General features: G+C 51.1%; 17 protein-coding genes and 1 pseudogene. 9 read left to right on the plus strand and 9 right to left on the minus strand.

Annotation, left to right across the window (positions count from 1 at the left end; genetic code table 11):
* The first annotated feature begins 53 nt into the window (after nucleotides 1-53).
* From ssuE to ssuB, 5 genes are read left to right on the plus strand one after another with little or no spacing between them, the layout of a single operon-like run.
* Nucleotides 54-629 (plus strand): NADPH-dependent FMN reductase, encoded by a 576-nt coding sequence (ssuE, locus tag D8682_RS07465; protein WP_064548180.1) that lies wholly within the window; start codon nucleotides 54-56, stop codon nucleotides 627-629.
* Entirely contained in the window at nucleotides 622-1590 is a 969-nt protein-coding gene (locus tag D8682_RS07470; RefSeq protein ID WP_064548182.1) for a sulfonate ABC transporter substrate-binding protein, read from the plus strand. Before ssuE ends, D8682_RS07470 begins: the two co-directional genes overlap by 8 nt.
* Nucleotides 1587-2732, plus strand: a complete 1146-nt coding sequence (gene ssuD / locus D8682_RS07475; protein WP_064548184.1) for an FMNH2-dependent alkanesulfonate monooxygenase — start codon at nucleotides 1587-1589, stop codon at nucleotides 2730-2732. The genes D8682_RS07470 and ssuD overlap by 4 nt, the downstream gene beginning before the upstream one ends.
* A gap of 10 nt (nucleotides 2733-2742) precedes the next feature.
* Nucleotides 2743-3534, plus strand: coding sequence for an aliphatic sulfonate ABC transporter permease SsuC (gene ssuC / locus D8682_RS07480; protein ID WP_121813943.1), 792 nt, complete (start codon nucleotides 2743-2745; stop codon nucleotides 3532-3534).
* Nucleotides 3531-4304 carry an aliphatic sulfonates ABC transporter ATP-binding protein gene (gene ssuB, locus D8682_RS07485; protein ID WP_121813944.1) on the plus strand — a complete coding sequence of 258 codons (774 nt, stop codon included), beginning with the start codon at nucleotides 3531-3533 and terminating at the stop codon, nucleotides 4302-4304. The genes ssuC and ssuB overlap by 4 nt, the downstream gene beginning before the upstream one ends.
* 166 nt (nucleotides 4305-4470) lie before the next feature.
* On the opposite strand, the gene pepN is transcribed toward ssuB, so the two are convergent.
* Nucleotides 4471-7083, minus strand: coding sequence for an aminopeptidase N (pepN, locus tag D8682_RS07490; RefSeq protein WP_064548189.1), 2613 nt, complete (start codon nucleotides 7081-7083; stop codon nucleotides 4471-4473).
* A 267-nt stretch (nucleotides 7084-7350) separates the two neighbouring features.
* On the opposite strand from pepN, the gene pncB reads away from it, so the two are divergent.
* From pncB to D8682_RS07515, 4 genes are all read left to right on the plus strand, one after another.
* Nucleotides 7351-8553 carry a nicotinate phosphoribosyltransferase gene (pncB, locus tag D8682_RS07500; RefSeq protein WP_121815659.1) on the plus strand — a complete coding sequence of 401 codons (1203 nt, stop codon included), beginning with the start codon at nucleotides 7351-7353 and terminating at the stop codon, nucleotides 8551-8553.
* Nucleotides 8554-8745: 192 nt separating this feature from the next.
* Nucleotides 8746-10146 carry an asparagine--tRNA ligase gene (asnS, locus tag D8682_RS07505; RefSeq protein WP_064548192.1) on the plus strand — a complete coding sequence of 467 codons (1401 nt, stop codon included), beginning with the start codon at nucleotides 8746-8748 and terminating at the stop codon, nucleotides 10144-10146.
* Between the two features lie 596 nt (nucleotides 10147-10742).
* Nucleotides 10743-11900 (plus strand): porin, encoded by a 1158-nt coding sequence (locus tag D8682_RS07510; protein ID WP_064548194.1) that lies wholly within the window; start codon nucleotides 10743-10745, stop codon nucleotides 11898-11900.
* A 189-nt stretch (nucleotides 11901-12089) separates the two neighbouring features.
* Nucleotides 12090-13280 carry an amino acid aminotransferase gene (locus tag D8682_RS07515; RefSeq protein WP_064548196.1) on the plus strand — a complete coding sequence of 397 codons (1191 nt, stop codon included), beginning with the start codon at nucleotides 12090-12092 and terminating at the stop codon, nucleotides 13278-13280.
* A 23-nt stretch (nucleotides 13281-13303) separates the two neighbouring features.
* Here the strand turns inward: D8682_RS07515 and D8682_RS07520 are convergent.
* The 8 genes and pseudogenes from D8682_RS07520 to cmoM all read right to left on the minus strand — a co-directional run bounded on the left by D8682_RS07520 (nucleotide 13304) and on the right by cmoM (nucleotide 25355).
* A pseudogene (locus tag D8682_RS07520) lies at nucleotides 13304-14540 on the minus strand (IS3 family transposase).
* 106 nt (nucleotides 14541-14646) lie between these two features.
* The gene (locus D8682_RS07525) at nucleotides 14647-15294 is read right to left on the minus strand and encodes an MBL fold metallo-hydrolase (RefSeq protein ID WP_064548198.1); all 648 of its coding nucleotides are present in this window, start codon (nucleotides 15292-15294) and stop codon (nucleotides 14647-14649) included.
* Nucleotides 15295-15334: 40 nt separating this feature from the next.
* On the minus strand, nucleotides 15335-15883 hold the full coding sequence (locus D8682_RS07530; protein ID WP_064548200.1) for a YcbK family protein: 549 nt from the start codon (nucleotides 15881-15883) through the stop codon (nucleotides 15335-15337).
* A 181-nt stretch (nucleotides 15884-16064) separates the two neighbouring features.
* Nucleotides 16065-17945, minus strand: a complete 1881-nt coding sequence (ldtD, locus tag D8682_RS07535) for a L,D-transpeptidase (RefSeq protein ID WP_064548202.1) — start codon at nucleotides 17943-17945, stop codon at nucleotides 16065-16067.
* 164 nt (nucleotides 17946-18109) lie between these two features.
* Nucleotides 18110-22558 carry a chromosome partition protein MukB gene (gene mukB / locus D8682_RS07540; RefSeq protein WP_064548205.1) on the minus strand — a complete coding sequence of 1483 codons (4449 nt, stop codon included), beginning with the start codon at nucleotides 22556-22558 and terminating at the stop codon, nucleotides 18110-18112.
* Nucleotides 22555-23271 (minus strand): chromosome partition protein MukE, encoded by a 717-nt coding sequence (gene mukE / locus D8682_RS07545; RefSeq protein WP_121813946.1) that lies wholly within the window; start codon nucleotides 23269-23271, stop codon nucleotides 22555-22557. Before mukE ends, mukB begins: the two co-directional genes overlap by 4 nt.
* Entirely contained in the window at nucleotides 23252-24574 is a 1323-nt protein-coding gene (gene mukF / locus D8682_RS07550; protein WP_064548209.1) for a chromosome partition protein MukF, read from the minus strand. The genes mukE and mukF overlap by 20 nt, the downstream gene beginning before the upstream one ends.
* Nucleotides 24567-25355, minus strand: coding sequence for a tRNA uridine 5-oxyacetic acid(34) methyltransferase CmoM (cmoM, locus tag D8682_RS07555; RefSeq protein ID WP_064548211.1), 789 nt, complete (start codon nucleotides 25353-25355; stop codon nucleotides 24567-24569). The genes mukF and cmoM overlap by 8 nt, the downstream gene beginning before the upstream one ends.
* Between the last annotated feature and the right edge of the window lie 78 nt (nucleotides 25356-25433).

Below are 25433 nucleotides of genomic sequence, written 5' to 3' on the forward strand. Positions count from 1 at the left end.
TCAATTGTTATCAATGTTACCTAAAAGCAAACAATTAGTTATAAGGAAACGATATGCGTGTGATCACCCTTGCCGGAAGCCCGCGCTTCCCTTCTCGTTCAAGTGCTCTACTGGAATATGCCCGCGAAAAATTAAGCGCTCTGGATATCGAGGTGTGTCACTGGCATCTACAGAATTTCGCGCCAGAAGATTTGCTGTACGCCCGTTTTGATAGCCCTGCGCTGCTCGCTTTAAATGAACAATTACAGCAGGCCGATGGCGTGATCATTGCGACTCCTGTTTATAAGGCTTCCTTTTCTGGCGCGCTGAAAACCCTGCTCGACCTGCTGCCTGAACGTGCGCTGGATAAAAAGGTCGTGCTGCCATTAGCTACCGGCGGAACAGTGGCACATATGCTGGCGGTCGATTACGCGCTGAAACCCGTCCTTAATGCGCTGAAAGCGCAGGAAATTCTACATGGCGTGTTTGCTGATGACAGCCAGATAGCGGATTACCAGCACAAACCGGTATTCAGCAACAACTTACAACAACGTCTCGATAACGCGCTGGAAACCTTCTGGCAGGCTCTGCACCGCCGGGATTTTATTGTCTCTTCCCCTTTTAAGACGCAAGGAGTTGCCCATGTTTAATTTTCTGAAACGAACCGCGCCGTGGCTTGCACTCGCAGGAACGTTAAGCCTGAGCGCCACGCTTCACGCGGCAGATACGGGGCCAGAGCAGTTGCGCATTGGTTATCAAAAAGGCTCGGTCAGCATGGTACTGGCGAAAAGCCACCAGCTTCTGGAAAAAGAGTATCCAAATACTAAGTTCCAGTGGATTGAATTTCCGGCTGGCCCACAAATGCTCGAAGCCCTGAACATCGGTAGTATCGATCTCGGTAGCACGGGAGATATTCCGCCAATCTTCGCGCAAGCTGCGGGCGCGGACCTGGTGTATGTCGGTTCTGAACCGGCAAAACCAAAAGCCGAAGTGATTCTGGTGCCGGAGAATAGCCCACTGAAAACCGTGGCGGATCTTAAAGGGCATAAAATCGCTTTCCAGAAAGGTTCCAGCTCCCACAACCTGGTACTACGAGCACTGCAAAAAGCAGGGCTGAAATTTACTGATGTCCAGCCTGCTTATTTAACGCCAGCTGATGCGCGCGCCGCATTCCAGCAGGGCAACGTTGATGCCTGGGCAATTTGGGACCCGTACTATTCAGCTGCACTGTTGAATGGCGGCGTGCGCGTCTTAACCGACGGCAGCGAGCTAAATCAAACCGGTTCGTTCTACCTCGCTTCACGCCCTTACGCGGAACAAAACGGTCCGTTCCTGCAACACGTATTGAAAACATTTAGCGATGCCGACGCGTTAACTCGCACCCAGCGTGACGCAAGCGTTGCGCTACTGGCAAAAACCATGGGGTTGCCGGAAAACGTGATTGCTACCTATTTCGACCATCGCCCACCAACGGTGATTACCCCGGTCAGCGCCGAGACTGCCGCCAAACAACAGCAAACCGCAGATCTGTTTTATGACAACCACTTAGTGCCTAAGAAAGTCGATATTCGCACCCGCATCTGGCAACCCGCTAAAGGAGATAAATCATGAGCTTAAACTTATTCTGGTTCCTGCCGACTCACGGTGACGGCCACTACTTAGGCAGTAACGATGCAGCACGTCCGGTTGACCATGCCTACTTGCAACAAATTGCTCAGGCGGCAGACAGAATCGGTTTTACTGGTGTACTGATCCCGACAGGCCGTTCTTGCGAAGACGCCTGGCTGGTTGCGGCATCGATGATTCCGGTAACGCAGCGTTTGAAATTTCTGGTCGCACTGCGCCCAAGCGTGACGTCGCCAACCGTGGCTGCACGCCAGGCCGCGACGCTGGACAGGCTTTCCAACGGGCGTGCTTTATTTAACCTGGTGACCGGTAGCGACCCGGAAGAGTTAGCCGCAGATGGCGTGTTCCTCAATCATCAGGAACGTTACGAAGCTTCAGCTGAATTTACCCACATCTGGCGTCGCCTGCTGGAAGGCGAAACGGTGGATCACGAAGGCAAACATATTCAGGTCAAAGGGGCAAAACTGTTATTCCCGCCTGTGCAGCAGCCTCGCCCACCGCTCTACTTTGGCGGTTCTTCGGATGTGGCACAGGATTTGGCTGCTGAACAGGTGGATCTCTACCTGACCTGGGGCGAACCGCCACATTTAGTGAAAGAAAAAATTGAGCAAGTCCGTGCGAAAGCCGCGGCTCATGGCCGCACGGTACGTTTCGGTATTCGCTTACATGTGATTGTGCGTGAAACCAATGAAGAAGCGTGGGATGCCGCCAATCGCCTGATTTCGCAATTGGATGATGAAACCATCGCCAAAGCACAGGCCGCTTTTGCCCGCACTGATTCTGTCGGCCAGCACCGCATGGCGGCGTTGCACGGCGGCAAGCGTGACAACCTGGAGATCAGCCCAAACTTGTGGGCAGGCGTCGGCCTGGTGCGTGGCGGTGCAGGCACTGCACTGGTAGGTGATGGCCCAACCGTGGCGGCTCGGATTAATGAATACGCCGCACTGGGTATCGACAGCTTTATTTTCTCCGGTTACCCGCACCTGGAAGAAGCTTATCGCGTCGGCGAACTGCTGTTCCCGCACCTTGACGTCACGATTCCACAAATCCCACAGCCGCGCCAGATTCATGAAAAAGGCGAAGTCGTGGCGAATGACTTTATCCCGCGCAAAGTCGCGCAAAGCTAAGGAGCCGCCAATGACCCCTTCAACGCACAAACTGTTGCTGAGAGTGGCACCGTGGGTCTTGCCGGTGGCGGTTATCGCCATCTGGCAACTATCCTCGAGCGCAGGCTGGCTCTCGTCGCGCATCCTCCCCTCTCCGGAAGGGGTGGTGGTTGCATTCTGGAACCTCTCAGCCAGCGGTGAATTGTGGCAACACCTGGCGATCAGTTCATGGCGTGCGGTGATTGGTTTCAGTATTGGTGGCTCATTAGGCCTGGTTCTCGGCCTGATTAGCGGGCTTTCGCGTTGGGGGGAGCGTTTGCTGGACAGCTCGATTCAGATGCTGCGTAACGTTCCGCACCTGGCGCTAATCCCGCTGGTCATTTTGTGGTTCGGCATTGATGAATCAGCGAAGATTTTCCTCGTGGCTCTCGGCACGCTGTTCCCGATTTACATCAACACCTGGCACGGCATCCGTAATATTGACCAGGGCTTGCTGGAGATGGCCCGCAGTTATGGGTTGTCAGGCTTTAGCCTGTTTGCCCAGGTGATTCTGCCAGGGGCTTTGCCTTCGATTATGGTCGGCATTCGTTTCGCACTTGGCCTGATGTGGCTAACGTTAATCGTTGCCGAGACGATTTCGGCAAACTCCGGAATTGGCTATCTGGCAATGAACGCCCGTGAATTCCTGCAAACCGATGTGGTTGTCGTCGCCATAATTTTGTATGCCCTGCTCGGCAAACTCGCTGACATCAGCGCGCAATTACTCGAACGAGTCTGGCTGCGCTGGCACCCTGCTTACCAGTTACAGGAGGAGAACGCATGAATACCGCACGTTTAAACCAGGGGACTCCCCTACTCCTTAACGGCGTGACCAAACGCTACGGCAATAAAACAATTCTTGATGAGCTGGAATTACATATTCCTGCCGGGCAATTTGTTGCGGTGGTCGGGCGCAGTGGCGGCGGTAAAAGTACGTTGTTACGACTACTGGCAGGGTTGGAAAATCCCAACGGCGGGTCACTGATTGCCGGAAATGCCCCACTGCGCGAAAGCCAGGATGAAACACGTTTAATGTTCCAGGATGCGCGTTTGTTGCCGTGGAAATCAGTGATAAATAATGTCGGTCTGGGGCTGAAAGGAAACTGGAAAGACGCGGCGACGAAAGCGCTGGAAGCGGTTGGGCTTGCCAATCGCGCTACCGAGTGGCCGGCCGCCCTGTCCGGCGGCCAGAAGCAGCGTGTGGCGCTGGCTCGGGCGCTGATTCATCGCCCACGGCTGTTATTGCTGGATGAACCTTTGGGCGCGCTGGATGCCCTGACGCGTATCGAAATGCAGGAGTTGATTGTCTCTTTGTGGCAGGAACATGGCTTTACGGTGTTGCTGGTGACGCACGATGTCAGCGAAGCCGTTGCGATGGCGGATCGCGTGTTATTGATTGAAGAAGGAAAGATCGGTTTGGATCTCACGGTTGATTTGCCTCGCCCACGTAAGCTCGGCTCTGTGCGGCTGGCTGAACTGGAAGCGCAGGTGTTAGAACGTGTAATGAAGCGGCAGGTTGTGGAGGAACCGGAGCGCGTGGTGCGCACCGGTTAAGTTTGTTCGCCCTCACCCCGACCCTCTCCCCCAGGAGAGGGAGAGCTCCAGGTGATCCCCTCGCCCTCAGAGGGAGAACTCCAGGTAATCCCCTCTCCCTCAGGGAAAGGGAGAACACCGGGTAATCCCCTCTCCCTCAGGGAGAGGGTTAGGGTAAGGGTGGTTTTTAAGCTAACGCCTTGCTGATCTTCTCGAACAAATCGCCCGACAAGTTTTCCAGCCCTTTCAGCTGTTCCAGCGCTGCACGCATCATCTCCTGTCGTTTTTCATCATAACGTTTCAGTCGAATTAACGGCTCAATCAGACGTGACGCCACCTGCGGGTTACGGTGGTTCAGCTCGCTGAGCATTTCCACCATAAACTGATAGCCGCTGCCGTCGAGTGCGTGGAACGCTGACGGGTTAGCCGCCGCGAATGCACCAATCAGCGAGCGAACACGGTTCGGGTTACCGAGGCTAAACGAACGGTGGTTCAGCAATTCACGCACTTTACTCAATGTGTCTGCCGCCGGACTAGTGGCTTGCAACACAAACCATTTGTCCATCACCAGACCGTCCTGATGCCATTTCTCATCAAACGCAGCCAGTAGTTCTGTGCGGCACGGCAATTGTGCAGCTACAGAAGCAGACAATGCGGCGATAGAGTCCGTCATGTTGTCTGCACTTTCATACTGCTTACGCACCAGTTGCTCGGCAAGCTGTTGATCACCAAACGCCAGATAACGCAGGCAAGTATTACGCAGCGCACGTTTGCCGATATCCGCATGTTCTACGCGATAAGCATCGAGCTTGTTGGCGTTATAAACTGCCAGGAATTCATCGGCCAGTTCGTTTGCCAGCGTGCGCGTTAACGCTTCATGCACGGCAGCAATCGCCTGCGGGTCAATTTTCTGGAACAGCTCGGCAATTTCGTTTTGCGATGGCAGCGTCAGAATTTCTGCCGCCAGTGCCGGGTCAATTTTCTCATCCAGCAAAATAGCGCGGAAAGCATCGGCAACATGCAGTGGCAGCGACAATGGCTGGCCCTGTTGGCTGCGGTTGACGTTCAACTTGATGTACGTCGCCAGCAGACTTTGCGCGGCATCCCAACGGGAAAAATCGTTGCGTGCATGGCGCATCAGGAACGTCAGCTGCTGGTCGCTCCATTTGTATTCCAGTTTCACCGGTGCTGAAAACTCACGCAGCAATGACGGAACCGGCTGGAAATAAACGTTATCAAAGACAAACGTCTGCTCTGCCTGAGTCACATTCAGCACGTGATGAATCGGGTGGCCATTTTTCTGTAACGGAATAACTTTGCCTTCGTTGTCATACAGTTCGATGTCGAACGGAATATGCAACGGCTGCTTTTCCTGCTGTTCAGCGGTTGGCGGCGTGGTTTGGCTGATGGTAAGCCGGTACAGCTCATTTTCCGGGTCGTAATCATCACGCACGGTGACCACTGGCGTCCCCGCCTGGCTGTACCAGCGGCGGAAATGCGACAGGTCAACGTTTGACGCATCTTCCATTGCCTGCACGAAATCATCACAGGTCGCCGCACTGCCGTCATGGCGCTCAAAGTATAGTTGCATGCCTTTCTGGAAATTCTCTTCACCCAGCAAGGTATGCAGCATACGGATAACTTCAGAACCCTTTTCGTACACGGTCAGGGTGTAGAAGTTATTCATTTCGATAACTTTGTCCGGGCGAATCGGGTGCGCCATCGGGCTTGCGTCTTCAGCAAACTGTGCGGCACGCATGGTGCGCACGTTCTGAATACGGTTTACTGCACGTGAGCCGAGATCCGAGCTAAATTCCTGATCGCGGAACACGGTCAGCCCTTCTTTCAGGCTTAACTGGAACCAGTCGCGACAAGTCACACGGTTGCCGGTCCAGTTATGGAAATATTCGTGACCGATAACACGTTCGATGTCGAGATAGTCTTTATCTGTCGCAGTTTCAGCACGGGCCAGCACATATTTGGAGTTAAAGACGTTCAGTCCTTTATTCTCCATCGCACCCATGTTGAAGAAGTCCACGGCGACAATCATATAGATGTCGAGGTCATACTCGAGACCGAAACGGGTTTCATCCCATTTCATGGATGCTTTCAAAGAAGTCATCGCCCAGCTTGCACGGTCAAGATTGCCACGGTCAACGAACAGCTCCAGCGCTACATCACGGCCAGATCGCGTTTTGAAGGTATCGCGTAATACATCGAAATCACCTGCCACCAGCGCAAACAGGTAACACGGTTTTGGGAACGGATCTTGCCATTGTACCCAGTGACGGCCGTTTTCCAGTTCACCTTCAGCGATACGGTTGCCATTAGATAAAAGGAAAGGATATTGCTTTTTATCCGCAATGATTTTGGTGGTGAAACGCGCCAGAACGTCTGGTCGGTCGAGATACCAGGTAATGTGGCGGAAACCTTCAGCCTCACACTGAGTGCAAAGTGCATCGCCAGAAAGATAAAGTCCTTCCAGCGCAGTATTCGTGGCAGGGCTAATTTCATTAACGATAGTCAGCGTGAAGGTTTCTGGCAGTGACTCGATGATCAATGCACCCTCGTCCTGGCGATAATCTTCCCAGGTAGTGCCGTTTACAGCAACAGACACCAGCGTCAGGTCTTCGCCATCAAGACGCAGAGGCGCGCCTGCTGCACCCTGGCGGGTGATCTGGCTAATAGCTGTGACCAGGGTTTTTGCGGCATCAAGGTCAAAGGTCAAATCGATATCGGTAATCGTGTAATCCGGCGCACGGTAGTCGTGGCGATATTTGGCTTGTGGCTGTTGTGTCATAAAAAACCTTATACATCATCCGTAAGTTTGCGGAGTTCAGTCTATTCCTGTTGCCCGAATGTTGCCACGCAGAATCTTCAACTTTTCTGGGCTTCTCACGCGAATTGCTACATTTATATAACAAGCGGCACAAATTGCTATCGACCAGAAAATGTCCGTGTGTTGTGATCCAGGTTTAATAAACAGATAATCAGGGTATACTCCTGCGTCTTTTATCTGCTTAGCCCTTGATGGAAACGCTCCTGTGAGAGGATGCTGCAACGCGCCATGACACGACACGCTTCCCCGATTTTGCAAACGCTACTGGATACTGACGCCTATAAGCTTCATATGCAGCAGGCCGTTTTCCACCGTTATCACGACGTGAACGTCGCGGCCGAGTTCCGTTGCCGCGGTGATGATCTGCTGGGCATTTACGCAGACGCCATTCGTGAGCAGGTTGATTTAATGCAACACCTCTCGTTAAGTGACGAGGAGTTCGCGTTTCTGGAAACTCTGCCATTCTTCCAGGCCGATTACCTCTGCTGGCTGCGTACTTTCCGCTACGACCCCACTCAGGTGCACATCAGCAATAACAACGGCCATTTAGATATTCGTCTAACCGGTTCGTGGCTGGAAGTGATTATGTGGGAAGTGCCATTGCTGGCGGTGATCAGCGAAGTGGTGCATCAACACCGCTCGCCAGGCGTGACCACGCAAATGGCGCTAGAGAGTCTGGAAAGCAAACTGGTTCAGTTCAAAGAATTGACGGCAGATATCGATCTTTCTGCTTTCCGCCTGATGGATTTTGGCACTCGTCGCCGCTTCTCGCGTGAAGTTCAGGAAGCTATTGTAAGCCGCCTGCAACAAGAATCATGGTTTGTTGGCACCAGCAATTACGACCTCGCGCGCCGTCTGAATTTAACCCCGATGGGCACTCAGGCTCACGAATGGTTCCAGGCACATCAGCAAATCAGCCCGACTCTCGCAAACAGCCAGCGCGCAGCGCTCCAGGCCTGGCTTGATGAGTACCCGGATAAACTTGGCATCGCGCTGACCGACTGCATCACAATGGATGCCTTCTTACGCGACTTTGATCTTTCATTCGCCAGCTGGTATCAGGGGCTGCGCCACGATTCAGGTGACCCGTTTGAATGGGGCGAAAAAGCTATCGCGCATTACGAAAAACTCGGCATTGATCCAAAAACCAAAGTATTGGTATTTTCGGACAATCTCGATTTGCCAAAAGCCATCGAGCTTTATCGCCATTTCTGCACTCGCGTGAATCTCAGTTTCGGTATTGGCACGCGCCTGACATGCGATATTCCGCAGGTGAAGCCACTTAATATTGTCATCAAGTTGGTTGAGTGTAACGGCAAGCCGGTCGCTAAACTGTCCGACAGCCCAGGCAAAACGATTTGCCACGATAAAGCTTTTGTCCGCGCACTGCGTAAAGCTTTCGATTTACCACTAGTCAAGAAAGCCAGTTGAGCCAATAAACCTGTGGGTGATATTCATCGCACCCATAGGTTTCTTTCTTTATATCTGTGACTCCCCTCTTTATGTATTTCTTCGTTTCCTTTGATTTTTCTGCTTGTCTGAAAGCTGGCTACAGGTAACATAGATAACCCCCGAATGTGGGTTATTTTTTATTGTCACTGACCATTTAATAGAGAGAAAAATATGAGCGTTGTGCCTGTAGCCGACGTACTCCAGGGCCGCGTAGCCGTTGACCAAGAAGTCACCGTGCGCGGATGGGTGCGTACTCGTAGAGATTCAAAAGCTGGTATCTCCTTCCTCGCCGTCTATGACGGTTCCTGCTTCTCTCCTGTACAGGCCGTCATTAATAATTCTCTGCCTAATTACAATGATGACGTACTGCGCCTGACAACCGGTTGCTCCGTTGTCGTGACTGGTAAAGTTGTAGAGTCTCTTGGTCAGGGCCAGAGCTTTGAAATCCAGGCAAGTGAAGTTGAAGTGACTGGCTGGGTTGATGATCCTGATACTTATCCGATGGCGGCAAAACGTCACAGCATTGAGTATCTGCGTGAAGTAGCTCACCTGCGCCCACGCACCAACATGATTGGCGCCGTTGCCCGTGTGCGTCATACCCTTGCTCAAGCCTTACACCGTTTCTTCCATGAAAATGGTTATTTCTGGGTATCCACACCGCTGATTACTGCATCTGATACCGAAGGCGCTGGCGAAATGTTCCGTGTATCTACGCTGGACATGGAAAACCTGCCGCGTACCGAAGCGGGCAAAGTTGATTTCGATAAAGACTTCTTTGGTAAAGAAGCGTTCCTGACCGTATCCGGTCAGCTGAACGGCGAGACCTACGCGTGTGCGTTATCAAAGGTTTATACCTTCGGCCCAACCTTCCGTGCAGAAAACTCCAACACCAGCCGTCACCTGGCTGAATTCTGGATGCTGGAGCCAGAAGTGGCTTTCGCCAATCTGGACGACGTCGCGGGCCTGGCTGAAGCCATGCTGAAGTATGTCTTCAAAGCGGTGCTTGACGAGCGTATGGATGACATGGAGTTCTTCGCTGAACGCGTTGACAAAGATGCAGTGGATCGTTTACAGCGTTTCATCGATGCCGATTTTGCGCAGGTTGATTACACCGATGCGGTTACAATTCTCGAGAATTGCGGTCAGAAATTCGAGAATCCAGTGTACTGGGGTGTAGACCTTTCTTCCGAGCATGAGCGTTATCTTGCTGAGCAACACTTCAAAGCGCCGGTAGTCGTGAAAAACTATCCAAAAGATATTAAGGCCTTCTATATGCGCCTTAACGAAGACGGTAAAACCGTTGCCGCAATGGACGTGTTAGCGCCAGGTATTGGTGAAATCATCGGTGGTTCTCAGCGTGAAGAACGTCTGGATGTACTGGATGCGCGCATGGCTGAGATGGGTCTGAATAAAGAAGACTACTGGTGGTATCGCGATCTGCGTCGTTACGGCACCGTTCCACACTCCGGTTTCGGTCTTGGCTTTGAGCGCCTGATTGCCTATGTAACAGGTGTGCAGAACGTTCGTGACGTGATTCCATTCCCACGTACACCACGTAACGCTAGCTTCTAAAACCGCTATTTTTCTAAGGCCAGCATTGCTGGCCTTTTTTACATCTACTGCCTGAACGTCTTTTTTCTTCAACGAAAGTTAAACAAACGTCAATTTCAACCCCATTCCACAACTACCCCGTTACTAAGTGTGTCTATGACACAGACAAACACAAAATAACCACACTTACCGCTAGCACTCTCTCTACCAGCATTGACTTAGCATATTCGGATAAAACTTGCTCAGAAGTCTGGATGTCCAGAAGTCACTCAAATAATGTACAAATGTAAGCAAAATATACACAATATTTTTCTCATTCTAAATTAAACATAAGTAATTCATATATATAGATATAAATAGGTGTTTTTTTAGGCGAAGCGGCAAGGAAGTTTGAGATAGTTCACAAAGTTCCACAAAATACACATTTAGTTACATATAGTTTCTTTTTGTAACCAAGTCTCGATGTTTGTAGCACTTTCTGGCTAGCGAAACGGTTTCATGGATGGAAAGATGCCTGACAGATACAGAAAGACACCAAACTCTCATCAATAGTTCCGTACAGAATTATTGACGGCAGTGGCAGGTGTTACAAAAAAACCTAATGAGGGTAATAAATAATGATGAAGCGCAATATTCTGGCAGTGGTAATCCCTGCTCTGCTGGTAGCCGGTGCAGCAAACGCTGCAGAAATCTATAACAAAAACGGCAACAAACTGGATTTCTACGGCAAAGCTGTAGGCGAGCACGTATGGACCACTACTGGTGACACTTCTAGCAATGACACCACATATGCTCGTATCGGTTTCAAAGGTGAAACTCAGATCAATGACCAACTGACCGGTTACGGCCAGTGGGAATACAACATGAATGCCTCCAACGCGGAAGGCACTCAGCCTACTAACACCCGTCTGGCATTTGCTGGTCTGAAATTTGGTGATGCAGGTTCCCTGGATTACGGCCGTAACTACGGCGCAATCTACGACGTAGCGGCTTATACCGATATGCTGGTTGAGTGGGGCGGCGATTCTTGGGCTGCTACCGACAACTTCATGAACGGCCGTACTACTGGCGTTCTGACTTACCGTAACAACAACTTCTTCGGTCTGGTTGATGGCCTGGCATTTGCTCTGCAATACCAGGGTAAAAACGAGCGTAGCAACGTAGTTGCTCCAAGCCTGGACGAAAACGGCGTGCCTACTTTAGGTCGTGCTGGTAACGGCGCTAAAGCTAACGGCGACGGCTACAGCACCGCTGTAACTTATGACATCGGCGAAGGCTTCAGCGTTGCAGCTGGTTATGAGTCTGCAAACCGTACTTTCGAACAACGTGAAGCAGCAACTAATGCCAACTGGGCAAGTGCTGGTGGCGACCGCGCTGAAGCATGGTCTACTGCTGCTAAGTACGATGCAAACAACGTCTACGCTGCAATCATGTATGCTGAAACTACTAACATGACTCGCGAACCAGACAATAACTTCGCAAACAAAACTCAGAACTTCGAAGCTGTAGCTCAATACCAGTTCGACTTCGGTCTGCGTCCATCCATCGCTTACGTGCAGTCTAAAGGTAAAGACCTGAAGGCTCGTGGCACCTTCTCCGGTGGCGATGCTGACCTGGTTAAATACATCGAAGTGGGTACCTGGTACTACTTCAACAAAAACATGAACGTGTATGCTGCATACCAGTTCAACATGCTGGACGACAACGAGTATAGCGAATCTGCTAAACAAGCAACTGGCGACCAGGCTGCTGTTGGTATCGTTTATCAGTTCTAATTATCCAGCAACATTGTTGTCAGGATGATTTAAAAACAGGGCTTCGGCCCTGTTTTTTTATGCCCGGAGAGGTGAAAAAAATAACTTGTGACGAGAGCAGTTTCTTTTTGTTGCAAACGGTTGGCATTTACTAAAACAGCAGTTAACCTGAGTGCGTTACTCCCCTCGATATCACAATGGAAACTCGTCATGTTTGAGAACATTACCGCTGCTCCTGCTGATCCAATTCTTGGTTTGGCCGATCTGTTTCGCGCCGATGACCGTCCGACTAAAATTAACCTTGGTATTGGTGTTTATAAGGATGAAACGGGTAAAACTCCGGTTTTAACCTGCGTTAAGAAAGCGGAGCTGTATCTGCTGGAAAATGAGAACACCAAGAACTACCTCGGTATTGACGGTATTCCAGAATTTGGTAGCTGTACCCAGGAATTGCTGTTCGGGAAAAATAATGCTCTGAGTGCAAACAAACGTGCTCGTACGGCTCAAACCCCTGGTGGTACTGGTGCACTGCGTGTTGCCGCTGATTTCCTCGCCAAAAATACCACCACCCAACGTGTGTGGGTGAGCAATCCAAGCTGGCCAAACCACAAAAGCGTCTTTAACTCTGCTGGGCTGGAAGTGTGCGAATATGATTACTATGACGCGCAGAACCACTCTCTGAATTTCGATGGCCTGATTAACAGCCTGCAAGCTGCACAAGCAGGTGACGTGGTGTTGTTCCACGGTTGCTGCCATAACCCAACCGGTATTGATCCAACGGCTGAGCAGTGGAAAACTCTGGCAGAAATGTCACTGGCTAAAGGCTGGTTGCCGCTGTTTGACTTCGCCTATCAGGGCTTTGCCCGTGGTCTGGAAGAAGATGCCGAAGGTCTGCGTATCTTTGCTGCAAGCCACAAAGAACTGATTGTTGCCAGCTCTTACTCTAAGAACTTTGGCCTCTACAACGAGCGCGTAGGTGCTTGTACTCTGGTTGCTGCTGATGCGGATACCGTGGATCGTGCGTTCAGCCAGATGAAGGCTGTGATTCGTGCTAACTACTCTAACCCGCCAGCACACGGCGCCTCCGTTGTTGCTACCATTCTGAGCAATGACGCGCTGCGTACAATTTGGGAACAAGAGCTGTCAGACATGCGTCAGCGTATTCACCGTATGCGCCAGTTGTTCGTCAATACCCTGCAAGAGAAAGGCGCTAACCGCGACTTTAGCTTCATCATCAACCAGAACGGTATGTTCTCGTTCAGCGGCCTGACTAAAGAACAGGTGCTGCGTTTACGTGAAGAGTTTGGTGTGTATGCGGTTGCTTCAGGGCGTGTGAACGTTGCAGGCATGACGCCAGACAATATGGCTCCGCTGTGCGAAGCGATTGTTGCTGTGCTGTAAGCCATCAGCAGTGACTAGTCCTGCTATAGGTTGACACTTTTCGGCCTTACAACGCCCGATGAACTTCATCGGGCGTTTTGTATTTTAGCGACAGATGTGGCCGCCGCGTGTTGTAGATTTCCACCGACTCCCTGACCATCTTTCTTGCCTATCCGATATCTTCTGGCTTCCCGAGCAGATATTCCATTTTTAATATCCCGTTTACCCGTTCCGCCAGCGCATTCTGATAACAGTCATACCCGTCTGTCATCGAGCAGATGACCCCATGGCGTTGGTGTAGTGCCTGATATTCTGTTGAACAGTACTGCACACCCCGATCTGAGTGATGCACCAGTGGATGTGCTGTACGCCTGCTGACCAGCGCCATTCTGAACGCCTTAGCCACATGATGGGTATGCAGACTTTCATGCACATGATATCCCACGATTTTTCTCGACCAGACGTCTGTTATCAGACTGAGGTACGCCGTTCCCTTACGCAGGGGAATGTACGTGATATCCGCGACCCACACCTGCTCCGGGCGGCTGGCAACAACCTGATTTTCTCCCGCCTTCAATAAGTTAGGATGACGATAAAAGCGATGATGGCTTTGAGTCGTTTTGTGATACGCCCGTTTCGGTATTACCAGTAATCGTGCGCCACGCAGTATCTGGAACAAACGATCCCGACCGACATGGAGTGCCGGCTCTGGTTGCTGTCGCAATAAATAATGCAGTTTACGTGTCCCCAGCCGGGGCTGGTGTAGCCGGATGGTCGTCACCTGTTCAACGATATGCTGCGCCTGTCTTTCTCTTCCGCGCTCACGTTGCAGGGATTGATACCACGCCTGTCGGCTGATCCCCATGAACCGGCAAGCACGCATTACTGTGAGTCCCGGCGTTTGTGCTTGCGTGATAAGGTGGCCAACTGCTTTTTTGTCAGTGTGGCTCCGAACTCGGTATTCATTACCTTCACGACAGCTTCAAAAAACTGGGCTTTTATTTCTGATTCAGCCAGTTGCTGCTCGAGTTCTTTGATCCGTTGTTCGGGAGTAAGAGGTATTTTGGGCATAGTAGCTCCGCACTTTCTTGCGAGAGAGGGGGAGTGCCAGTCGAGTTGACCGTATCTGCGCAACCACGTCATGACGGTGTGGCTACCCTGAATACCGTAGCGGTCTTGCGCCTGACGGTAAGTCATTTCCCCTTTTTCGACCTGTTCGACAACGGCCAGTTTAAAGGATAGAGGGTAATCGCGTTGTGTGCGTTTAACATATTGGTTCATCACATTTTCCTCTGCCTGCGAGTTAAATGTGTCAACGCTATTTAGGACGGGTCACAGATATGAAAAGAGCCGCTCAAAGCGGCTCTTTTTATTTAGCTTAACAAACTTACCAGACCGGTAATTCGTCTTGCAGGAAGGGATTGTGCAGGCGTTCATAACCCAAAGTGGACAACGGCCCGTGACCTGGAATAAACGTCACATCATCACCTAATGGCAACAGTTTACGTTTAATCGAGTCAATCAGCGCCGCATGGTCGCCACGCGGGAAGTCGCTACGCCCTACTCCGCCTTTGAAAATCACATCGCCGGAAATCAGTAACTGAGATTGCGCATCAAAGAAAACGACGTGACCAGGAGTATGGCCCGGGCAATGCAGCACCTGTAAGGCTACATTTCCCACTGACACACTATCACCCTCGTTCAGCCAACAGTCTGGCGTCAGCGGCAAACACTCCTCAAGCCCAAACATTTGGCTTTGCGCGGGTAAACCCTGCAACCAAAATTCGTCTTCTTTTTCCGGCCCAACAACAGGAACACCGTAATGTTCGGCCAGTTCAGCAGCAGCCCCAACATGATCAAGATGACCATGCGTTAACAGGATTTGCGTAATAGTCACGCCCTGCGCCGCCACTTGCTGCTTGATCTTTTCGGCTTCGCCACCGGGATCAACCAGTGCTGCCTGTTGAGTTACTTCACACCAAATCAGCGAACAGTTTTGTCCGAATGCGGTGACCGGAATTATGTGATAGTTCATGACACTCCAATACCGGCAACCATCGCCGGATTCCGTTGTTTTACCAGCGCCTTAATGGCCCGGTATCAATATGCACAAAGTTGCTGCTGGGGTAGTATCCTACACCACCTGCGCGCATAGATAATGCTGCTTTGCGAACATTGCTCAACGAAATCCCTTCAATATGGAAATCCATGGCCTGGCCTTTGGTGTGGTAGCTTTTTTTCGCAACCCCACGACTGTGAGCACGAAGCTCATTATTGGTGTCCAGAGAGCGATAGCCAGAGACCAGTTGCACCGGTTTGTTGGTCCCCAACAAGCCTTGCAGGCGATATAGCTGGTCGAATAATTTGGGGTCGATGGATTTAATTTTATTCGCGCGATAATCGCGGAAGAAATGATTAAGCCTTGCTAATTCATCCTGAATATAGCCTTTACCATCGAAAAATTCAGCCTTCAATGACTCCCCTGTATGCAGGTTATTCAGAGTCAGAACGCGTGGGCGCGGTGTTGATAGCATGGCAAACGCTTGTGTTGGTAACAGCGAGGCACCTAAAGCCACGCCACCCAACGCCAGCAGCTTGCGGCGGTTTGCGTCAAATTTGTCCATGATGTCCAGGTCTACAGGTAAAAAACGATCGAATAATATGCACTTCAGCGCACTGCCTGGCACCTTAACTGCCAAAACAAAGCGAGTCAAGGTGTGCAAAACCCAGCAAAATCGGGCCATGTAGAGGACCCGGCTGGGTATCGCAATTATTACGACCGCTAATTCATTAGAATTACTGCATTTAGCGAATCAATAGTTCAGCTTTTGGAAGAATTTGTGCGCCAGATCGCGCGGTAAGATCGTAATTGTAAATATCGGTTCGGTACTGTGTACGTCCATCTTCACCGACAAACGCCGTCAAATAGTAAAGATTGACCGGAATGGTCTGGCGAATATTGACATACTTGGTGCTGCCGTCTTTCAGTTGACTTGAAATCCGGGCATCGTTCCAGCCAGCATCCTGCAATAACATATTTGCCAGTTCAGACGCTTTATTCACGCGTACGCAGCCAGAACTCAGCGCTCGTGCATCTTTCTGGAACAGGGTGTGGTTTGGCGTGTCATGCAAATAGATAGCGTCAGAACTCGGCATATTAAACTTGTAACGCCCTAACGAGTTCTGCACCCCTGGTTTTTGCTGGAAACGGAATGGCAGATTGCTGGCTGTGATAGTTTCCCAATCCACACGCCACGGGTCGATAGCTTCAGCATTGTTGCTCCAGCCGCGTAAAACGCTGTAACCATGGCGATCAAGATAACCCGGATCCTGACGGACTTTTGGCAGGATATCGTTGCGTGCAAGCGTTGGCGGCACATTCCATGGCGGGTTCACCACCACGTTATTAAGCGCACTGCTCATCATTGGCGTTTTACGGTCAGGACGCCCGACAATCACCCGCGAAGCCAATACTTCACTGCCGTTGAGGTAATAGCTCAGCGAATAGTCAGGGATGTTCACCATAATACCGGTGTCGAGTTTCTTCGGCAGCAATCGCAAACGTTGGATATTTAATGCCACTAACGACGCACGCTGCTGTGGCGTGACATTCAGCCAGTTACGCGTTAATTGCCCAATGGAGCCATCCACACCCAAACCCTGCCATTTCTGGAAACGTTTCACCCCTTCCACCAGTTCGTTGCTGTAAACGCTTCGCACAGCAGGCGCTGATTTCTTTTTCTTCCCGGCAACCGCTTCAGGAGTCTGTTGCGCCACCTGCTCACTGTCTAGTTGAATGGCCGATGGACTGATTGCAACGACAGTATTAGATACACTATCCCGTTCTTTAAGCGGTATTGCAGGTTCAGCTTGCAGCATGCCGGTACGGGCCAGAATTTCTCTCAGTGCTGGCGTATCGTTGCTCCACTGGCCAGGACGGAGCGTTTCACTGCCGGTCAGTTGCGGCCACGGACGTGAGTCACTTAACAAATGCACCAGTGATTGATGCAATTTGGCGTATTGCGGATGCTGAGGCGCAAGTGTTTCGATAAAACTCACCAGCGTTCCCTGGTCAACCGCCACCTGCCATTGGTTAATCACGGAAATAGGCGGAGTTTGCAGCTTGTATGGCTTAGTGCTGTACAACCAGCGGTTACCTTCCGTTGGGATACCATACACAAATTGCAGATATCCCATCATCGCATCTGACAAAACGATGTCTCGCGCCAGACCCGTGACGGCAGGGTCGGTGAGCAGCTCAACCCAAGTGGTAAATTGCGGCTGAATACCGGCAATGGCCAGTTCCGCAAGCTGTTGTTGGAAAGCTTTCACCGCATCGCGATTTTCCCACATCGGTTTCATTTCACGGGCGGCATAGAACGCTGAAAGCGCATTGAGGTAAACCGGCGTATAACCCGCAGGCATTTGAGCCACCAGCTGCGTGCGACTTTGTGCGGCAGACATGCCGGTTGAGTTGAGCGGCAACACTCCCACCATATTAGCGGTCGCGGTAGATTGTGGTAATGGCTGGTCAGGTGAGCTTGCGGGTTCAATGCTCACCGCAGAGCTATCTGATGGAACAACCTCTGGCTCATCGGCCTGCGCCATAAACAGTGGAGCGAAACTGAGTGCCAGTCCCAACGTAAGCGCTGACACTCGAAAACTGTGCAATTTTTTAAGCAACATCCCTTGCCCCCTGTTTTTAAAACTTTCTAATTAACCCAAATTATCTCACTGGGCTTAAATATCAGTATATAAACAGCAAAAACTATTTGCCCGCATAAATGTAAATAAAATTAAAGAATAAGAACTTTCGAGCCAAAGAAAACGCGGGCCGTAGCCCGCGTTAATTATGACGCTTCAGTCATGTCAGCCGACGGTTCAGGAAGCGGAGGCGCAAAGCCCCGCAGCCCAACAACATGAACGTGTTCATGGTTCTGAACAACCTTACGCACCAGCTTATAGGTAGTGCCTTTTTCTGGGCTAATGTTCTCCGGCGCTGCAATGATCAGTTGCATTTCAAGACGTTCGCATAGCTCAAACAACGTGGCAATCGACTTCGCATCCAGACGCGCAGCCTCATCGAGGAACAGCAAACGGCATGGGGAAATGTCTTTCCCACGTAGTCGACGAGACTCTTCTTCCCAGCTCTGAACCACCATGACCAGAATCGACATCCCGGTACCGATCGCTTCACCGGTTGACAGCGCGCCACTTTCCGCACGAAGCCAGCCATCTGAACCACGGTTAACTTCCACTTCCATTTCGAGGTAATTACGATAATCGAGCAGCTCTTCACCGATGGTCTGTGGTGTGCGCTGGCCCATATCAATTTGTGGATTCAGGCGTTGGTACAGTTTCGCTAATGCTTCAGAGAAACTCAGACGGTTGCTGTTGAACAGATCCTGATGCTGCTCATGTTGTTCTGAAAGGACATTCAGCAACATGGCATGAGTTTCACGCACGTTCACGTTCAAACGCACGCTATTCACCTGACCGAAGGAGACACTTTGCAGACCCTGGTTCAGCATGCGGATACGGTTTTGTTCACGCTGAATAGTCTTACGAATGATATTCGCCACGCTGCGAGAACTGATCGCCAGTTTTTGCTCGCGTGAAGTGAGTTCCTCCGTCAGACGACTCAGTTCAATCTCCATCTGCTCGATGGCTTCAACAGGGTCATCAGTACGGATAATGTCCTGGCGAATACGTTCGCGAAGATGCTGATAAACCGCCACAAAGAACTGAATCTTACGTTCAGGGCGTTTTGGATCTTCAGACATACGCAGTACATCGCGCAGATGTTCGTTGTCCGCAACCGCCAAACGCAGCGCACCCAACGCTTTATCCGAGATAGAACGCAATTCATCACCGGTGACATAAGCCAATTCGCGGCGATTCAGGCGGCGCTCAACACCATTGTCTTTCACCATCCGCATCACCGCACACCAGCCCGCTTTCGCGGTGACAACCTGTTCACGCATTTCAAAATAGCTGCGTTCCAGCTGTTTCAGTTTGCGGGTTAAGTTGCTCATTTCCGCTTCGCAATAAGTCAGCGCTTTTTCAAGCTGATTACGACGGCTACGGTTGGTGCTCAGTGCGGTATGTAATTCATCACGACGTGAGCGCGCACGCTCTTCAGCGCCAATATCAGCGCGAACGCCGATGTCCTGTAGTTCTTTGTGCAGATCGGTTAACAGCTCTTTTTTAGTATCAAAGGAGCTTTTCAGCGATGCCATTAACTGGCTGAACTGACTTAATTGCTGTGCATGCTGACGCAAGGCTTCGCGCGAACGGGTACGTTCAGCCTCCGCCTGCTCCAGACGGCTACGCAATTTTTCATTTAAATCGCTATTGCCATCGAGCATCGCGGCAGAATCAGAGTAGCTAAAGTGCGCCCGACGCTGCACCACTTCAGTCAAGGCAAATGCCTGCTGACGGGCATCGCGTTGCACTTGTTGCGCGTACTGATAATCTTCTTTTAACTGCTCAAACTGCTCAGGGTCACTTTGCAGTGCCGATGCCACGGCTTCGAGTTTGGCAAGTTGGTTACCAAACTGATGCAGGAAGCGCGCGGCTTCTTGCGCTTCGTCGAGGCGTTCACGGATTTCATCGCAACGGTCAGCCAGCGTTTCATCATTGAGTAAGTTGATACGCGGCAATAAGCGGTTAAGTTGATCAACCCCTTCTTTCGCCTGATCGTATTGCTGACGCTGTTGCTGATTGTCGTTTTCATGGTTGCTGATAGCACGTTCAACTTCACCACGGCGGGTGTTGAGTTGACGAATTTCTGCTTCCGGGTCGTCATCAAATGCCACACCCAAATGCTGACCGATGAAACGACTAAATGCCTGGTGTAAACGCTGTGATTTCTGAACATCGAACGACAGTGTCGCGAAACGCTCTGCCAGGGTTTCGCGTTCAGCATGCAGGTTCTCAAGGCGATTCTCACGTGCGGCACGGCCAAATATTGGCAGCTCAGGCAAGCGAGAGTAACGCCACTGACGCTCTGCGGTTTTCACCAGAACGGCTGCGTTTAATTCTTCAACGGTAAAGACGTTGTCATCAAAGGAAGATGGGTCACCTTCAATTAAATAGAGGTCTTCAGGACAATCTTCCAGGTTGTCTAACTGCTCGCGCACCAGCGATAAATCGGGTACCACAATGGCGTGACGCGATGGGCCATACAATGCCGAGAAGTAAGGAGCATCGTCGATGCTGATATCGTCATAAATTTCAGATAACAGCACGCCGCCAAAACGTTCAGCCAGCGCATTTAAACGTGGATCTTCGGCACCGCCGGGTTGGCTCAGGCGTTCGATTTCTTCGTCAATGGCACGTTTACGCGCGCCGACTTCGTCACGTTCAACGGTGACGTCACGCTCACGCTCAAGCAGTTGCTGCATGTATTCGGTAACTTGCTGGCTGCTTTCAAACTGCTCGTTGCTCTGCTCACAAAGCTGATTGAGGCTGGTTTGTGCCGCCACCCAAATTGGGGCTCGCAGCAGCAAACGCTTGGTGCGAGCCTGAATCTGCTCTTGTTCCTGGCGCAGGTTTGCACGCTGATCGCTGGCGTCAGAAACACGCTGCTGCAAGGTTTCGATACGTTCAGAGAGTTCTTCGTGCAACACTTCCAAATCTTCAGGATCAAAGTGTTTGCCCTGACGTTTGCAGAACTCAGCGAGCATGCGCTCAGCTTCTTGCTGTTCGCGCAGACGTTGTTCCAGTTCGTTAAGGCGCGCTCTGAGCGGCTGAACTTGTTCCATCAAATGGCGCTGGTTATTGCTGTCACGTAATAATTCACGCGCCACGTTCCAGGCGTCGCTACGACTCACTGGGCCATTGATCGCGGTAACAAGCTGATAAGCGTGCTCAAACTGGCTATGCGCCGTTTGTGCCACACTCATTTTCTGTTCCAGCGTCAGCAGTTTTTCAGTGGTTTCCTGCTCTTTTGCCTGGAATGTTTCTAACCATTCTTCCGCGCTATCGGTAGTCAGGTCAGGCAAATGGCACAGCGAACGTGCACGCTCCAGTGCCTGTAATGCCTGTTGATACTGAATCGCACGCGTTTGCTGAACATCGAGCGCTTGCTGGTAATCGGCAAGCTGGCTTTTCAGCTCATCGACTTCCAGTTCAGCGGCTTCGGCGCGAGCTTCGTTTTCTTCTTGCTGCTCAGAGGCTTCGGCAACAATTTCATTTTGTTCTTCGAGGCGCATTTGCAGTTCGTCGAGGTCAGCTTCGTAACGCTCGATTTTTTCCTGCTGGCGAATTGCCGTCTGCACCAGGTTCAGGTGGTCACTCGCCGCCTGATAATCTGTTTCCAGATCCCCTTCCGCACCGCTGTGTTCAGCCAGTTCACGCGCCATTTCGACATGTTTGTATTGCTCTGCAGCCAGTTGCTTACGGCTGGTCAATAACTCACGACGGAACTCGAGCGCTTTATCCAGGTGGATGCGGCGTTCGTTGGCGTGACGCATGTAATCCGCTGCCACGTAGTTAGTGGCTTCAGAAATCAGATGCTTAAACAGGTCACGGTCCGACTGGGTGACGCGAATGGCTTCCAGCGTCATGCGGTTTTCGCGCAGTGCCGCTTCCATATCCTGGAAGGCTTTGCGCACACCGCCGTTTTCTGGCAACAAGTAGTCGCGCAGTGAACGGGTAATGGCGCTGGAAATCCCGCCGTACAGCGAGGCTTCGATAAGACGGTAGTACTTGCTACGATCCGATGCACTGCGCAGGCGACGCGCAACAATGCCCAAATCGAACATCAGCGAGTGGTAATCGGTAATTGAGTTGAACTGTTTAAACTGAACGCCTTCGATGGCTTCCACTTTATCTTTCAGTTCTTGCAGGCTCAGAACACGTGCCTGGCGCTCGTTAATGGTTTCTGTCAGTAACTGTGTTGGCTGAATAGACTCTGGTAAACCCTGAATCGCAAACGGTTTGATGTCGACTTTACGGTCACGACCGGCTACTTGTTGCAGACGCACACCAACAACAACGCGCTGGTGACGTGAGTTAACCACATCCAGCAGTGAGTAACAGACCCCTGCTTTCAACTTACCGTGCAGACCTTTGTCGCGTGAGCCAGATGTGGCCCCTGCTTCGGTGGTATTACGGAAGTGCAGCAGCGTTAAATCGGGGATTAACGCAGTGACAAATGCCGCCATCGTGGTGGATTTACCGGCACCGTTACCGCCTGAAAGCGTAGTAACCAGTTCATCTAAATCAAAAGTACGCGCGAAGAAACCGTTCCAGTTAATCAGCGTAAGTGAGCGAAACTTTCCGCGTTCAATCATTCCTGTTCATCCTCCGCGTTGTCCTGAACAATTTGCGACTCTTCTGTTTCATCATTGAGTTGCAAACGAGTTTCTACCGGCATTGCTTCTCCATCGCGGATCAGGCGTAATTGCGCTTCACGCGCATCGTCACCGGCTCGCACATCGGCGCCAAAGCGGAATACGGATTCGGTAATACGGAATTTGCTGCTGTCATGCCCCATAAACCAGATCATACCCAAACGGCGAAGACGGGTTAGCGAGGCACGCACTTTTTCTTGCAGCTTTTGCCTGTCCACATCGGAGCCAGTGGAACGGTTATTCACCAGCTTGAGCAGCTTACTTTCATCCGCCAGCGTCAATAACTCATCGTAGAGTTCAGCCTGAGTAAAGATACCTTCGTTGGCCAGGCGCTCCGGGCTGAGATAGAGGTAACAAAGAATTTTCCCGACCATCATATCCAGTTCGGACAATACAGAGCGCGGAATCAGCGTGGTGGATCGCGGACGCAAATAGAAGAAACCTTCCGGGGCGCGAATCAACTCCACGTTATAGCGGGTGTAAAACTCTTCCAGTTCATCCTGGAAATCCATCAAATAGGCATGATTATCCAGCTCATCGAGCCCAATGTGCCGTCCGGAACGTAATTGGCTGTCGAGTGCCGGAAATAACGGATTGGCCAACGCCTGTGCCAGTTTTACTGGCATCACTTTTTCAATATTTGTTGATGACATGCGCCTGTACCTTGGCTCCGTAATCGTTAATTGCCTGCCACTGTGGCGGCAAGCCAGTAAAATCTGCTTCAGCCACACCCAGACGTACTGCCTGGTCGACTACGATTCTCGCCACATCAAAATGGCGGGCGCGTGGGTATTGCGCCAGATAGTCCCGCATTACTACACCTAAATCTAGCGGCACTTGTCTGGTTTTGTAGACCTGCAGTGCGGCTTCGATGAGGGCTGCGAGTTGTTCGCGGATTTCATTGAATTCTTCGAATTCCAGATCGCTTGGCAGTTCACCGGTCACTTCTTCATCACGCAGCGCCATTTCTTCATCGCGCATATCCAGCAGACGGTCGGCGTTGGCATAGGTGAGCGCCCACGGTGCATCGAAATAGTTCTGTACCGAAACGCGCAGACGTTGGGCAAAGACACGGTTTTTATCCATGTCGATGGCGGTACGAATGAATTTATGAACGTGGCGGTCGTAGCCTATCCACAAGTCGATAGCCTGCTGGCCCCAACTGACGATTCGGTCAAGTTTGCTTTGCAGATCAAACACCAGACGATCAACAAAATGCAGATCGTCACGCCCCAGAATCGCATCCTGAATACGTAACAAGTTAGCCTGGAGTTTGTCGCCTGCGGCTTCGAGCGTATCTTGCAGCTCACGTAACGTACCGGAGGTTTCTGACAGCAACATTTCACAGCTGGAAATCGCCGCACGCCAGTCTTTGTTCAGCAGTTGCGCGATGTCATCTTTAACCTGTTGCTGGTGCTCATCCATGATCCGTTGGGTGAGATCAATGCTGTCAAAAATCTCGGCCACCGAGTATTTCAGCGGGGCGAAGACATTGCGATGCCAGTGGAACTCGTCGCCACCTTCATCTGCCGAATCAGCGGCACGCTTCAGTTCACCGGCTACAATCGACAACTGCATAGATAAACGCAGCGTTGAAAACTCACGCTGACGGATGTAGTAATCGGTAATACCAATGCCGAGTGGCGTCAGGCGATAAATTGCATTGCCTTCATTGATTTCACTGACAAAACGGTTGATCAAACGCTGGCGCACCATGTCATTGATGGCGTTATTGGCACGAACGTTAATGGTTTCACTGGTCTGCTCAAAACCGTCACTCACGTGGCGGAAAGCATCAATCAGTTCACCTTCACTCATTTCACCGTCAAGCCGCTCGCCATTCAACGTGGCGATCGCCAGCAGAAACGTCAAACGCTCTGTCGGTAGCGAAATCGAATAGTCATTTTTCCTGGCCCAGGCAACCAGTTCCGGCACTGTCTGGGAAACATCACTCATAATTTTTCCTTGGCTCAAGCGGCTTGATGGCTGTCACGTGGATATAGCGGCCGAGGCTCACAAAAGGCTCCTGACGGCAATAACGCGTTTCCAGTTCAAGCAAATTCTCAAAACCATCGCGTTGTTTATGCTTATCGCGCAAGTAATCGTGGAATACTCGCACACCGGTTTTACCGGTAATCTGCCAGCCAATTTGCTCCAGCCAGTGATAAACCTGTTCTGGCTGCAGCGGATTGTCAGGCGAAAGTGTTTTTCTCTTATTCTTTTTCATACCCTGGAGAACATATTCGAAGTTGCCGACAAACATGTTACGCATCAGCAAACCGTTAGCATTGTAGAACATCAGGGATAAAGCACCGCCTGGTGCAAGGCAATCCCATAAGGTTTTAAGCACGGCCTGCGGGTCGACGACCCATTCCAGCACAGCGTGAAACAATATCAGATCAACCGGCTTTTCCAAATGTTGACCAATATCCTGGGCCGAGGAATGTATGAAATTCATATTGTCGCTCACACCTTTTTCACTGGCCTGAGCCTGGGCGCGGGAGATCATCTCAGCAGAAACATCGCAAAGCAGGACATCATGACCACGTTCAGCAAGGCCGCACGCGGTTTGCCCTTCGCCACCACCCGCATCCAACACACGTAGTTTTTCAGGCAGCGTGGAAAGTAAGGCATCAAGATCTTGCCATAAAATGGCCTGGCGGAGCTGTCCTTTGGTTGTACCGTAAATGTTGCGTGAGAACTTCTCAGCAATGTCGTCAAAATTGCGATCACGCACGGGTACGGCTCCATAGGGGGGAAAGAGCGTATTTTGGCACAGCCGAGCCAAGAATGAACCCGTCTGGTGTAATATCAC

Source organism: Buttiauxella sp. 3AFRM03 (genome assembly GCF_003675305.1).
Taxonomy (GTDB): Bacteria; Pseudomonadota; Gammaproteobacteria; order Enterobacterales; family Enterobacteriaceae; genus Buttiauxella; species Buttiauxella ferragutiae.